This is a genomic window from Labedella phragmitis (assembly GCF_004078635.1).
GTDB classification, from domain to species: domain Bacteria; phylum Actinomycetota; class Actinomycetes; order Actinomycetales; family Microbacteriaceae; genus Labedella; species Labedella phragmitis.
In genome coordinates, this window is sequence record NZ_RZNB01000002.1 from 104,981 (window position 1) to 117,720 (window position 12,740).

Annotated in this window: 14 protein-coding genes and 2 pseudogenes; 7 read left to right on the forward strand and 9 right to left on the reverse strand. The window is 71.9% G+C overall.

The window, feature by feature from the left end:
- Window positions 1-15: 15 nt before the first annotated feature.
- From ELQ90_RS05190 to ELQ90_RS05200, 3 genes and pseudogenes are all read left to right on the forward strand, one after another.
- Window positions 16-222 (forward strand): annotated as a pseudogene (locus ELQ90_RS05190) (DUF3072 domain-containing protein); the annotation flags it as partial.
- Window positions 223-268: 46 nt separating this feature from the next.
- Window positions 269-1,021: a class I SAM-dependent methyltransferase gene (locus tag ELQ90_RS05195; protein WP_128494226.1), complete on the forward strand. Its 753-nt coding sequence runs from the start codon at window positions 269-271 to the stop codon at window positions 1,019-1,021.
- Window positions 1,018-1,332, forward strand: a complete 315-nt coding sequence (locus tag ELQ90_RS05200; RefSeq protein ID WP_128494227.1) for a hypothetical protein — start codon at window positions 1,018-1,020, stop codon at window positions 1,330-1,332. Before ELQ90_RS05195 ends, ELQ90_RS05200 begins: the two co-directional genes overlap by 4 nt.
- A gap of 304 nt (window positions 1,333-1,636) precedes the next feature.
- Here ELQ90_RS05200 and ELQ90_RS16915 read toward each other — a convergent pair.
- Window positions 1,637-2,092, reverse strand: a pseudogene (locus ELQ90_RS16915) (ribonuclease H family protein); the annotation flags it as partial.
- Between the two features lie 144 nt (window positions 2,093-2,236).
- Here ELQ90_RS16915 and ELQ90_RS05210 point away from each other — a divergent pair.
- The 3 genes from ELQ90_RS05210 to ELQ90_RS05220 all read left to right on the forward strand — a co-directional run bounded on the left by ELQ90_RS05210 (window position 2,237) and on the right by ELQ90_RS05220 (window position 4,654).
- Entirely contained in the window at window positions 2,237-2,788 is a 552-nt protein-coding gene (locus ELQ90_RS05210) for a hypothetical protein (protein WP_128494229.1), read from the forward strand.
- An 81-nt stretch (window positions 2,789-2,869) separates the two neighbouring features.
- Window positions 2,870-3,052, forward strand: a complete 183-nt coding sequence (locus tag ELQ90_RS05215) for a hypothetical protein (protein WP_128494230.1) — start codon at window positions 2,870-2,872, stop codon at window positions 3,050-3,052.
- Window positions 3,053-3,082: 30 nt separating this feature from the next.
- Window positions 3,083-4,654: a bifunctional phosphatase PAP2/diacylglycerol kinase family protein gene (locus ELQ90_RS05220; protein WP_128494231.1), complete on the forward strand. Its 1,572-nt coding sequence runs from the start codon at window positions 3,083-3,085 to the stop codon at window positions 4,652-4,654.
- Window positions 4,655-4,738: 84 nt separating this feature from the next.
- Here ELQ90_RS05220 and ELQ90_RS05225 read toward each other — a convergent pair whose 3' ends face one another.
- Window positions 4,739-5,344, reverse strand: a complete 606-nt coding sequence (locus ELQ90_RS05225) for a PepSY domain-containing protein (RefSeq protein ID WP_128494232.1) — start codon at window positions 5,342-5,344, stop codon at window positions 4,739-4,741.
- 270 nt (window positions 5,345-5,614) lie between these two features.
- Here ELQ90_RS05225 and ELQ90_RS05230 point away from each other — a divergent pair, with 270 nt between their 5' ends.
- Window positions 5,615-6,577: a cation diffusion facilitator family transporter gene (locus ELQ90_RS05230; RefSeq protein ID WP_128494233.1), complete on the forward strand. Its 963-nt coding sequence runs from the start codon at window positions 5,615-5,617 to the stop codon at window positions 6,575-6,577.
- 24 nt (window positions 6,578-6,601) lie between these two features.
- Here the strand turns inward: ELQ90_RS05230 and ELQ90_RS05235 are convergent, their stop codons facing one another.
- The 7 genes from ELQ90_RS05235 to ELQ90_RS05265 form a co-directional block, all read right to left on the reverse strand.
- A complete protein-coding gene (locus ELQ90_RS05235) occupies window positions 6,602-7,081 on the reverse strand; it encodes a GNAT family N-acetyltransferase (RefSeq protein ID WP_243696024.1) in 480 nt (159 codons plus the stop codon).
- 9 nt (window positions 7,082-7,090) lie between these two features.
- On the reverse strand, window positions 7,091-8,521 hold the full coding sequence (locus tag ELQ90_RS05240; protein WP_243696025.1) for a sensor histidine kinase: 1,431 nt from the start codon (window positions 8,519-8,521) through the stop codon (window positions 7,091-7,093).
- Window positions 8,518-9,195, reverse strand: coding sequence for a response regulator transcription factor (locus ELQ90_RS05245; protein WP_128494234.1), 678 nt, complete (start codon window positions 9,193-9,195; stop codon window positions 8,518-8,520). The genes ELQ90_RS05240 and ELQ90_RS05245 overlap by 4 nt, the downstream gene beginning before the upstream one ends.
- 113 nt (window positions 9,196-9,308) lie before the next feature.
- Window positions 9,309-10,226: an oxygenase MpaB family protein gene (locus ELQ90_RS05250; RefSeq protein WP_128494235.1), complete on the reverse strand. Its 918-nt coding sequence runs from the start codon at window positions 10,224-10,226 to the stop codon at window positions 9,309-9,311.
- Between the two features lie 106 nt (window positions 10,227-10,332).
- Window positions 10,333-10,527 (reverse strand): DUF2795 domain-containing protein, encoded by a 195-nt coding sequence (locus ELQ90_RS05255; protein ID WP_128494236.1) that lies wholly within the window; start codon window positions 10,525-10,527, stop codon window positions 10,333-10,335.
- Between the two features lie 72 nt (window positions 10,528-10,599).
- Window positions 10,600-12,363, reverse strand: a complete 1,764-nt coding sequence (locus ELQ90_RS05260; RefSeq protein WP_243696064.1) for a thiamine pyrophosphate-requiring protein — start codon at window positions 12,361-12,363, stop codon at window positions 10,600-10,602.
- An 89-nt stretch (window positions 12,364-12,452) separates the two neighbouring features.
- On the reverse strand, window positions 12,453-12,728 hold the full coding sequence (locus ELQ90_RS05265; protein ID WP_128494238.1) for a hypothetical protein: 276 nt from the start codon (window positions 12,726-12,728) through the stop codon (window positions 12,453-12,455).
- Between the last annotated feature and the right edge of the window lie 12 nt (window positions 12,729-12,740).

Below are 12,740 nucleotides of genomic sequence, written 5' to 3' on the forward strand. Positions count from 1 at the left end.
GACGCGCTCGGCGACGAGACGCTCGGTGGTGCGAGCGGCGACACGGCGGTGAAGGACCCGGAGGACTGGGTGACCGGAGACGAGCCGATGACGGGTGCCCAGCGCAGCTACCTCGACACGCTCGCCCGCGAGGCAGGCGAGGAGATCTCCGCCGACCTCACGAAGGCCGAGGCCTCCGAGCACATCGAGCGTCTGCAGGCGAAGACGGGTCGGGGACAGTAACCGTTGATCGATCGGACGTGGGGAACGGGCGTCCGAGGATGCGCCGATGAGCGACGCTGAGGACTGGTCCGAGATCGCGGAGGAGTGGTCGCACTCGTGGGGGAGCATCCCCCGCCCCGTCCACCTCCGCCTCCTCGAGGCATGCGGCGTGGAGGCCGGCGCCCGGGTGCTCGACGTGGGGTGCGGAAGCGGTGAGCTGCTGGCCGCGCTCGGGGAACGCGGCGCCCGAGCGGCAGGGCTCGACCCGGCCGCCGGAATGGTCGATCGGGCACGTCGACGTGCTCCCGAGGCGGAGGTGCGAGAGGGCTCGTGGCAGTCCGTGCCGTGGCCCGACGCGACCTTCGACGTCGTGACGGCCGTCAACGCGCTGCAGTACGCCGACGACACGTCGGCTGCCATCGCCGAGGCGCTCCGCGTCGTCCGACCCGGAGGTGTGATCGCGATCGCGAACTGGGCCGACCGGGTGCTCAACGACCTCGACGCGATCGAGAGCGCCCTCGCCGCAGCATCCGGCGACGAAACGCCGCCCGACGGCGACCTGCGCCTTCCGGGCGGGCTCGAGGCCGTTCTCGAGGACGCCGGGCTCGGGCTCGTGGAAGCCGGGGTGGTGGACGTGCCGTGGGAACCTGCCGACGACGACGCGCTTCTCCGCGGCGTGCTCCTCGACGAGGACCCCCATTCCGACGACAGCGGCGTCGTCCTCGCCGCTGCCGCCCCGTTCCGGCGTCCGGACGGCGGCTATCTCCTGGCCAACGTCTTCCGGTACGCCGTCGGCCGGGCACCGGTGGCCGCTCGATGAGCCGCGCGGACCCGGCGCCGCACCGCGTCGTCCTCGACCTCGTGCGACCGCGGCTGTCGCTCCACCTCGGCGTGCGTCCCACCGTCGTCGTCGATGGCCGGGGCCAGCCTGCACAGTGGGGTGTCGGGACATGGCAGCTGCCCGCCGGAGACACCGGCGTTGCGATCTACCTGTTCAACAGGATCTGGCGGTACGGCGCTGCCGAGGCCCGGGTTCCAGCCGGCACGACACACGTCGTGTACGTCGCGCCGTGGCTGCCGTTCGGTCGCGGTCGGATCACGACCTCGACCGAGGGACCGCCCGTCAGATGAGGTCGCGGAGCAGTTGCTCCGGCGTCCGTCCCGCTCGACGCGCGCGCTCGACGAGCCGCGCGTAGTCGGCGTCGGTCAGGGTGAGCGTGAGTTCCCTGCCCGTGAGTTCCCTGCCCGCAGTCCCGTCGTCCGGGAGGTCGTCGAAACTGAACAGGCTGGGGGCCTCCGCACGAAGCGATCGATCCGCGTCCCCGCCTGTGGTGCGCGTCGGACAGGCCGACGGAGACGAGGTCACCGTCCGCTCGGACGAGGTCGGCTCCACTCGGCTCGACGGACGCGCGCCCGCGGCCGCGCCGCCGAGCGTGAGCCCCGGCCCCGTCGGCACCGCCGTGCCCCGCTGGAACGCCTCGGCGACCGCGCGAGCGCGTGTGTCGGCTGCCTCGTTGAGCACGTGCCCGACGTGCCCGCGCACCCACTCGAAGCGATAGGAGCGCCCGACGATCGCCTCGTCGATCTCCCGGAGGAGGTCGACGTTCATGACGGGTTTGCCGTCACCCTTCCGCCAGCCCTTCTTCTTCCAGCCCGGCATCCACTTGGTCACACAATTGATGACGTATTGGCTGTCGCACAGGATGTGGAGGTCGTCGGGGAGGTGCGCCGTCGACCGGAACAGGTCGAGGACGGCCATGAGCTCGCCCTGGTTGTTGGTCGCGTGCTTCCACCCGCCCGCCGCCCAGTTGTCGTCGTCGACGTACCAGGCCCACCCCGCCGGCCCCGGGTTGCCGAGCGCCGATCCGTCCGCCGCGGCCGTGATGGTCATTCGAGCCCTTCCGTCGTGGTGCCGTCCCATCGTATCCGCGCAGGACGCGCCGTCCGGTCCCGCGAGTACCCGCCCCGGCGGTCAGGAGCACGAGAGCATCCGCAAGAGGGAGCGGCTGGGGCCGCCGGTCGGCATGATGGGGGAATGGATCTCGACCCCGCGGAACCGTCGGCGCGGCCGGACGGCGTCGACGTCGGCGATATCGTGCGAGCGCTCCTGGGGGAGGCTGCGGCCCGGCTCACGGCGGCGGGCGCTCGCGACGAGGCGCTCGCGGAATACATCGGCCGACGTCGTCGGTTCCTCGTCCCCCGGGAACCCGTCATGGTGCCCGTCGGTCGTGCGTGGCGCCTCGGCGTCCTCCTGATCGACGCCGACGGAGCGGCCTTCGCGACGGGATCGACGACGCGCGCCGTCGACCCGGGCCGGCGCGGCTACACGTCCGAATCCGCGCGGGACCGCGCCGAGTATCGCGCCGCCGCGGCGCGCGGCCGATTCCCCGAGGGTGAGACCGTCAACTTCGGGTGGCGCGCACTCGATCTCGACGACGCCTCGTTGCGGGCATCGTCGGGACCGATCGTCGTGGTGGACGGGGTGCCCGTCGTCCGCTGGGGGCAGGGCTCCGCGATCCCGACACCGCTCCGCGACTACCTGGACGATCGAGTCGGTCTGCTCGTCGACCCTCCCGCCGGCGCGTGACGCGCAACCCCGTGGTGCGTGGGGGAGCGCCCCGCGTAGCGTGGGAGACGTTCACCGAGACACCACGACAAGGAGCGGCACATGACCGAATCGACCCCCACGACCGGTTCCGACGAGGAGTACGACCCCGCGCTCGACAAGCCGTCGCAAGCAGAGGGTGAGGACACGGACGCGGAGTCGCCGGAGCCGCAGAACGCCGGCGACGAGGAGCTCGGACACCCCTCGCAGGCCGAGGGCGAGGACGATTCCCGCGTCGACGGGTAACGTTCGAGGCATGCGTGCACAGGTGACCGGATGACGACGCCCAGCAGGTGGCGTCAGCCGATCGTCGCGATCCGGCGTCTCCGGCATCTGCCTCGTTGGGTCCGTCGTGTCGACGCCGCGGCGGGACGCCGCGTCAATCGCCGACGGACCCACCCCGCGGCCGATTCGGCGCTCGTCGCGCTGAGTCGTGCGGCGGATCGCGGAATGCTCTGGTTCGCGATCGCAGCGGTCCTCGCCGTGGTCGGCAGCCGACGGGCGGCATTGCGCGGCGTCGCGTCCCTGACGGTCGCGAGCATGATCGCGAATCTCGTGGGCAAGCGCGTCTTCGGTGGAGACCGACCGCTGCTCGACGACATCCCCGTCGGTCGGCGCCTCCGGACGCCGCCGACCTCGCCGTCGTTCCCATCCGGCCACTCGGCGAGCGCCGCCGCCTTCGCGACGGGCGTCGCCCTCGAGTCACCGCGCTCCGCCGCCGTGGTCGCGCCGCTCGCCGCCGGCGTCGCGTATTCGCGCGTGCACGTCGGGGCGCACTGGCTCTCGGACGTCGTGGGCGGAGTCGCGATCGGCGCGGCCGTCGCGCTTCTGGGGCGGCTCGCGCTGCCGATGCGCCCGAAGAACGAACGCGGCGGGCCGACGCCCGGAATCCGCGTCGAGCTGCCCGCGCTCGCGACGGGCGAGGGACTCGTGGTCTTCCTCAACCCGGGTTCCGGGAAGAGCGTCGTGCGCGCCGATCCCGAGGAGATCATCCGCCGGCGCCTGCCGGACGCCCGCGTCCACGTCCTGAGCGGTGACGAGGACCTCGCGCGCCTCGTCGACGAGGCGGCGGCCGCGGATCCGCGACCCCTCGCGATCGGTGTGTGCGGCGGCGACGGGACGGTGGCGACGGTGGCGGATCGCATCCGCGCCGACGACATCCCCTTCGCGGCCTTCCCCGGCGGCACCTTCAACCACTTCGTGCGCGCGACGGGGATCGAGTCGGTCGACGAGGCGATCGACGCCGTCCAGGTCGGATCTGGCGTGACCGCCGACGTCGCCGAGGTGGCCTTCGACGACCGCGATCCCGTGACGGTCCTGAACGCCGGATCCGTCGGCGTCTACCCGGCTCTCGTGGTGGAGCGGGAGAAGCTCGAGAAGCGCCTCGGCAAGTGGGCGGCGGGTGTCGTCGCGCTCTGGCGCGTCCTGCGGCACGCCGAACCGCTCGAGGTATCGGTCGACGGCGAGGACATGCGGGTGTGGAGCGTCTTCGTGGGCGTCGATCCCAACTTCTCGCACACCGTCGCCCCGATGCGCCGCTTGCGCCTGGAGGGCGGAGAGCTCGACGTGCGCATCCTGCACGCGCGCTCGCGGCTCCACGCGATCGCGTCTCTCGCTTTCGGTCGGAAGACGAGCGCCGTCCTCCGCGCGCTGAGGGTGCTGCCGTTGAGGAGCGCGACGACGATGTTCACGGCCGAGAGCGTGGAGATCCGTGTTCGGTCGACGGAAGCGGACCTCGCGGCCTTCGGTCGCGACGGAGAGGTGGAGGAGGAGCTCGCCCGGTCGGACTATTCAGCTCGTCTGCGCATCGTTCCCGGGGGGCTCGCGGTCTACGCGCGGCCCGAGTGACGCGGCCCGTTCGCGGTGGACGACGAACGCCCCGTCGAGCTCAGCGCTCGGCGGGGCGTTCGTCGGGTGGCCCGCCTCTCGTGGTCAGTCGGAGGGAGTGCTGCTGACGACGGTGAAGTCGGCGTCGAGGTGGACGTCGACCTCGGAACCGTCGGCGAGGCGGATCTCGACCTCGAAGGCGTGGTCGCGGTCGTCGCTGCGGTCGACGTCGACGACCTCTCCCTCGCCGGTCTCGGCGAGAGCGGCGTCGGATGCCCGAGCCGTCTCGTCGGCAGTGGGCGGGACGTCGTCGGCGTCGGTGGAGTTCCGCGAGTCGGCGCCCTGATCGCCGGAGCCGCGACCGCTCGTGTCCTCGTCGTCCGTGCGGTCGTCCGCGTCGTCGGACCGGCCGCCGTCGGCGGTCTCACTCGCACCGGGGAGCACGGTGAAGTCGTCATCGAGCTGCACGTCGACCTCGGTGCCCTCGTCGAGCCGGACCTCGGCGTCGTAGCCGCCGTCGTCGTCGCGTTCAGCGTCGATGAGCTCGCCGCCCTTCGTGTACGCGGTCGCCGCTGCGGCCACACGGTCGCGCGTCGCGTCGTCGAGGGCGTCTCCGCCGTCGTTCAGCTCGTCGGCGATCGCGATGCCCGCGCCGCCGAGGGCGAGCACACCGGCGACGGCGCCGCCGATCCAGAGGGTGCGCTTGCTCACCCGGCGGCGGCGCGGGGGCGTCGCAGGAGCGGCGGACGCGTGCGCAGTGGCGTTGTGCTGAGCGGCGCCGGCGGTCGGGGTGCCCTCGACCGGCTCGGCGTTCGAAGGTGTGGAGCCCGACGACGCGATGGGCGTCGTGCCGGCGTCGGAGGGCTGGGGCGGTTCTCGGGGGAGTCGGAGTTCGTGGTCATGAGTCGATGGTGCCGTGGTGGTGCTGAACCGCCCCTGAAGCCACCTGAACGCGCGTTCAGGTGGGTATAGCGTCGATGCATGAGCGCGTCATCGGCCGTCCCCGCTCCGTCGCCGGAGCCACCGAAGAAGTCCATCGCCGTCGTCGTCGCGTTCGTCGCCAACGTCCTCGTGGCCATCGCGAAATCCATCGCGGCGCTCCTCACGGGCTCGGCGTCGATGCTCGCGGAGGCAGCACACTCGTGGGCGGATGCCGGCAACGAGATCTTCCTCATCGTCGCCGATCGCAAGGCCGCGAAACCGAGCGACGCCGGTCACCCGCTCGGGTACGGCCGGGAGTCGTACGTCTGGTCGCTCTTCGCCGCGGTCGGACTCTTCACGGCCGGCGCCGTCGTGTCCGTGACCCATGGCGTCCAGGAGTTGCTCGAGCCCGAGCCGGCGAGCGACTTCCTCATCGCCTACATCGTCCTCGCTGTCGCGTTCGTCCTGGAGGGCGCGTCGTTCGTCCAGTCCATCGTCCAGGTGCGCAGGGACGCTCGACGGCTCGGGCGGTCGGCCGTCGACTTCGCGCTCAACGGCTCGAACTCCACCTTGCGCGCGGTCATCGCGGAGGACGCCGCCGCGCTCATCGGGCTCGTGCTCGCCGCGACGGGCATCGCACTCCACGAGATCACGGGGAGCGCGGTCTTCGACGCGATCGGTTCGATCGCGATCGGTGTCCTCCTCGGCGTGGTCGCGATCGTCCTCATCGGTCGGAACCGACGGTTCCTCGTCGGCGTCGTACCGCCGTCGGAGGTGCGCGAGCGGGTCGGCACCGCGCTCCTCGAGCTGCCGGAGATCGAGCGGATCACGTACCTCCATCTCGAGTTCATCGGTCCCGAACGGTTGTCGCTCGTCGCGGCCGTGGACCTCGCGGGCGACGACCGCGAGAGCGGCATCGCCCTCAGACTCCGGACGCTCGAGCGGAGGATCGAGGAGATTCCGGCGATCGGCTCGGCCGTCCTGACGCTCTCCGTGGAGGACGAGGCCTCCCTCACGTTCTGACGGCGAGCGCGGCGTCGAGTCGGTTCAGTCGGAGAGGGCGAGCCGCATGAAGACGCTGTGCGGGTCCTCGACGTACGGGGCGAACGGCGGACACTCCGTGAAGCCGTGCCGGGCGTAGAGGCGACGGGCCGCCGCGAAGTAGTCCTCGGCGCCCGTCTCGAGTCGGACCTCGCTATATCCGCGTTCCCGTGCGGCCGTGAGGATCGCGGTGAGGATGGTGCTCGCGACACCCCGCCCGCGTGCCGCTGCGGTCGTCCGCATGGATTTGATCTCCCCGTCCACCGGACCGCGTTCGGCGAGGGCACCGCAGCCGAGCAGGGCGCCGTCGCCGTCGCGCGCCGTGTAGAAGGTGATGTCGGCGCGTCCCAGCGCGCCGTGGTCGAGAGCGTGCACGCTCTCGGCCGGCGAGGTCGCGAACATGTCCGAGAGGTGCTCGTCGAGCAGGGCGAGGACGTCCGGGCGGTCGGGTCTCTCGACGGCGACGGACACGGTCTGGGGAGTCACCGTCCCAGGTTAGGGGCCGTCGATGGCGGGGAGGCGCAGGGTGAGGCGGGCGCCCCCGAGAGGCGAGGCGTCGGCCGCCACGGTGCCGCCGGACACCGCGACGATGTGCGCGACGATCGCGAGCCCCAGCCCGCTGCCTCCGGCATCGCGACTGCGCGCCTCGTCGAGCCGGACGAAGCGCTCGAAGACGCGCGACCGGTCGGCCTGCGGGATGCCCGAACCGTCGTCGTCCACGTGCACGACGGCCGTGCCGGCCTCGACCCGCAGCGAGAGCGCGATGCGCGACGTCGCGTGCCGGACGGCGTTGTCGACGATGTTGCGGACGGCACGCGCGAGGAGGGCAGGGTCCCCGGACACGCGAGCACCCTCGATGCCCGTCGTGTCGACGGCGACGTGCCCGGACGCGCGCACGCGTCGTGCCTCGGCGATGAGGACGTCGTCGAGGTCGACGGCCTCGACGCGTTCGCCGCGACCCCGCTCGTCGAGCCGGGTCAGCAGGAGCAGGGACTCGACGATGTCCTGCATACGGGCGCCCTCGGCGCGCACGGTGGCCGCGAGCTCGGCCGTCGGCACCCTGTCTGGGTGCGCTTCCGCGACCTCGGAGAACTGACGCAGCACAGCGAGCGGGGAGCGCAGCTCGTGCGAGGCGTCTGACACGAACCGTCGTTGCGACCGCTGGGACGAGTCGAGGCGCTCGAGCATGGCGTTCATCGTGCGCGCGAGGGCCTCGATCTCGTCGTGGGTCGCGGGCTCGGGGACGCGCTCGGACAGGTCGGACGCGCTGATCCCGTCGACGCGGCGGCGGATCGCGTCGACGGGCCGCAAGGCGCGCCCGACGACCACGGACGTCACGAGTGCGACGAACGCGACGAGCACGGGAACCGCGATGACGAGGAGGAGGGAGGCGACCGAGACCGCGTCGTCCGCCTCCTCGAGACCCGATGCGACGACGAGCGTCGCGTCGTCGACGTGACCCGTATCCGCGCCGTCCACGTCGTCATCGTCATCATCGTCGTCCCCTCGCGTCGACCCGCCCCGGTCCTCAACGGACACCCCGTCCTCCGCGACCGCTACGAAGCGGGCTCCGTCGATCGAGACGACGGTCGCATCACCGCCGGGTTCGACGGTCGCGAGCGCCGCGGAGGCACGGGCGTCTCGGCAGGCGTCGGAGCCGTCGAGGACGGACCCCGTCGTCGACAGGAGGCAGACGACCCGATCGTCGTCGTCCTCCGACAGGTCGACGCTCGTGCCGTCCTCGAGGAGCTGGGCGTACTGCGCGAGGTCCTGCTGAGCGGCCCCGCCGACGCTGTCGACGACGGATCGGGTGAGCAGCGCGATGAAGGCGATGGACCCGATCACGAGGGCCACGGCGACGACGGCGGCCGCGGCGATCGTCGCACGCGCGCGGACGGAGGAGAGCACGAGGCGCACGCTCGTCACCCGCCCTGCGCGTCGAGCCGGTAGCCCGCGCCACGCACCGTCTCGATCGCCTCCCGACCGAACGGGCGGTCGACCTTGTTGCGGAGGTGCCGGACGTAGACCTCGACGATGTTGGGGTCGCCCTCGAAGTCGTCGTCCCACACATTGCCGAGGACGTCGCGCTTCGTCACGACCTCCCCGCGGCGGCGGAGGAGAAACTCGAGCACCGCGAACTCGCGACTCGTGAGGTCGATCTCGATCGCCCCTCGTCGCACCCGCCGCGACGCCGGGTCGAGGCTCAGGTCGCCAGCCTCGAGAACCGTCGGGCGGTCGCGCGCCCCGCGGCGCACGAGCGCACGGATGCGCGCGACGAGGACGGCGAAGGAGAACGGCTTCGTGAGGTAGTCGTCGGCTCCCGTGTCGAGGGCCTCGATCTGGTCCCAGTCGCCGTCCTTCGCCGTCAGCATGATGACGGGGGTCCAGTCCTCCTCCTCGCGGAGGGTCTGGCACACACGGTAACCCGACATGCCCGGCATCATGATGTCGAGCACGATGACGTCGTAGGAGTTCTCGCGAGCGAACCAGAGCCCGTCGACGCCGTTGTCCGCGGTGTCGACGGCGAAGCCCTCGGCCTCGAGACCGAGCCTGACGCCCTCGGCGAGCCGTCGTTCATCGTCCACGACGAGTACGCGCACGCGAGCCTCCCTTTCCGTCGGTCGTCCCATCATCGCGGACCCGCACTGAAGCGCGGCTGAAGCGCGGCGGAGGCGTGCGCGGCCGGAGGGCGGGCCGGAGGGCGGGGCGGTGGTCAGGCGGGTCGGGCGCCCGCGGCGCGCAAGCGGGCGATGCGCGCGCGAGCGGCGTCCTCCGAGGTCGACGAGCTGCCGAGCACCCGCGCGACGAGCCACAACACGACGCGTGTCGCGGTCACGACGGGCAGCGGCGAGCGCCGGAGACCCAGGAGCCGGCGGTACTCGCGCGGGAGCGACGCGACAGCGCCCGCGAAGAGGATGTGGTACGCGGGCATCATCGACGGCCGGAGCGGCGGACGGCGGATGAAACTCACGGCCTCGGTGACGCGCTCGTCCGTCTTCATGACGGGGCGGAACGCTCGGAGCCCGTCGCGGAGCTCCCGTTCCGATCTCGGCGGGTCGACGACGCCGACCAGTTCGCCGGCCGTCGCCCACTCGCGGACGTAGGCGTCGGCACCGCCCGGGATGCGGCCGCCCCAGAGCTCGTGGCACGACAGGAACGCGTCGGTGAAGACGATGTGCACCCAGGAGAGCAGTTCGGGATCGCCGGCGGAGTAGGGGCGCTCGGTCCCCGCGGCATCGACGTACGTTCCGGCGACGCGGGAGTGGAAGCGCCCGACGCGGGCCGACTCCCGTCTGGCGACGGCTGTGTCGGCGAACGTCACGGTCACGAGCCACTGGATCGTGCCCGAGAGTCGCCCGAGCGGATCCTCGCGGTACCGCGACCAATCGTGGACGCCCGCCATGGCTCCCGGGTGGAGGGTCTGGACGAGCAGGGCGCGGATACCGGCGACGAGCGTCGGGATGCCGCCGTGCACGGCCCAGCTCGCGGAACCCGGACCGAAGTAGCCCTCGTCGTCCCCCTCCGCGATCGCGTCGACCCAGTGCGGCCGACCGTCGCCGTCGCCCGAGAACGTGGTGAGGAGGTGCGATCTCCAGGACGCGGCGATGCGCGACAATCGAGCGGAGATCATGCTCGAACCATACGTCGACCGGCTGAGAATCCGCGCCGCCCGACGACGACGCCGTCCCGCCCGAGCGGGCGGAACGGCGGCGGTGTCGCGACGAGGCGGGCCGGGGTCAGCCGGCGTCCGAGACGGCGCTGCTGACGGCCGTCGGCGCGTCGTACTCCTGGTCGGGGATCGACCGGAGCGCCTCGAGGACGTCGTCGTCGGCCCCCGAGCTCTCCGCGGCCGACACGATGTCGTCCTTCGATGCGGGGTAGTCGATGCCGCCGAGGTACTTCTGCACCTGGATGGGGTTGGGAGCGGTCATTGTCGTCCTTTCTCTCGTTCTTCCAGTGGTCCGCCGCGTGGACTCCCGGGCGGGGAGCCCACACGGCGGGGCTCAGGTGCCGAGCTCGATCCCGGCATAGGTTTCGAGGAGGCGGAGGGCGCGCTCCGCGTGCTCCCCGCCGGCCGCGCGCTCGGCCTCGAGCGATCGGCGCATCCCCTCGAGCTTCTCGCCCGCTTGAGACAGCGGAGGGATGAGGGGAACGGCCGGATCGGTCCGGATGTCGAGGACGTACGGACGGTCCGCCGCGAAGGCGCGCTCCCATGCTCCGTCGAGGGCTTCCGGCGTCGAGACGCACTCGCCGCCGAGACCCAGCAGGTTCGCGACATCGGCGAACGGCACGGAGGGGAGCGCCTGACTCGCTCGGAATCGGGGTTCTCCCTCCATCTCGCGCTGCTCCCAGCTCACCTCGGCGAGGTCGTGATTGTCGAACACCGCGATCACGAAGCGCGGGTCCGACCAGGTCGGCCAGCGGGAGGCGATCGTCGCGAGTTCCGTCAGTCCCGTCATCTGCATCCCGCCGTCGCCCGCGAGGACGACGATCGGGCGCTCGGGCGTGAGCAGTTTGGCGGCAAGCCCGTAGGGCACACCGCATCCCATGCTCGCGAGGGTCCCCGAAAGGTGCGCGTCCACGCCGCGCGGAAGATGCAACTGGCGGGCGTACCAGTAGACGGGGCTCCCCACGTCGATGGCGACGAGGGCGTCGGCGGGCAACCGCTCGTCGAGGGCGCGGACGACGGCCTCCGGGTTGACGGGGTCTGCGGGCACGGCTGCACGTTCCGCACTCACTCGTCGCCCGTTCTCGACGTGCTCCCGCACCGTCGTGGTCCACGGACGGATCCTCTCGCCGACCCGATCGATGAGGGCCTGCAGGGTCTCGGCGGCGTCGCCGACGAGGCCGACCTCGACGGGGTAGCGGTCGCCGATCACGCGGGCGTCGGTGTCGATCTGGATCGCGCGGGCCTGACCGGGGGCGGGGTAGAACTCCGTCCACGGGTCGTGGGAGCCGACGATGACGAGAGTGTCGCACTCGGTGAGCACGTGACCGCTCGCCACGGTCCCGAGGTGACCCATCGTGCCGGCCACGAGCTCGTGGTGCTCGTCGACGAACGGTTTCCCGAGGAGGCTCGTCGTGACGCCGGCGCCGAGCCGTTCCGCGAGAGCGGTGACATCGTCGCGTGCGCCTGACGCTCCGCGTCCGACGAGGAAGGCGATCCGCTCGCCCGCGTCGAGGATCGCGGCGGCAGCATCGAGCTCCGACGCCTCCGGCCGGGGCCTCGACGGCGTGAACCGCGGTGAGGTGACGATGACGCCGTGCTCGTGCGGCAACTGCGGCGCGGGGGAGGATTGCACGTCGTGAGGCACGATGACGACGGCGGGCGACCGGGTCGCGAGCGCGGACCGGAAGGCGCGATCGATCACCATCGGAACCTGATCGGGCGACGAGACGAGCGAGAGGAACTGGGCGGCGACGTCGGAGAAGAGGACCTGGAGGTCGACCTCTTGCATGTAACCGGACCCGAGCACGCTCGAGTGCTGCTGTCCGATGATGGCGACGACGGGGACGTGGTCGAGCTTGGCGTCGTAGAGGCCGTTCAGCAGATGGATCGCGCCGGGTCCCTGCGTCGAGAGCATGACGCCGACGCCTCCGCCGTACTTCGCGTGGCCGGTCGCCATGAACGCCGCGTTCTCCTCATGGCGGGCCTGGACGAACTCGATCGTTCCGGCGCGACGGATGGCGGCCAGCACGCCGTTGATGCCGTCGCCGCTGTACCCGAAGACGCGGTCGATGCCCCAGGCGCCGAGACGTTCGACCAGGGCGTCCGAGACGGTCGCGCCGGAGGAGTCGCGCGAGGCTCGGGGTCTCGGGTCCTCCTCGGGTTCTCCCGTCGAGGTGGCGTCGGAGGTCACGGCATTCCGTTCGTCTCGGCCGCGGCGCTGTCCTGCGTCGCCGGCGCGGGGTCGGTCGGTTCGTCGTTGCCCGACACGGGGATGCGACCCTCGTCGGCCGTGCGCTCTCCCACGTCCTCAGCCCCGTCCCCGGCGGCGTCGATCTCGGTGTCCTCGCCGATATCGATCGCGTCCCCGCCCGGGTCGAGCGGGTTCCCGGCGCCGCCGCCCATCCCGAGCGACTCGACGACGGGGTCGCCCTCGAAGGGCAGTGGGGTGTTGGTGTCGGACATGCTGTCTCCGTT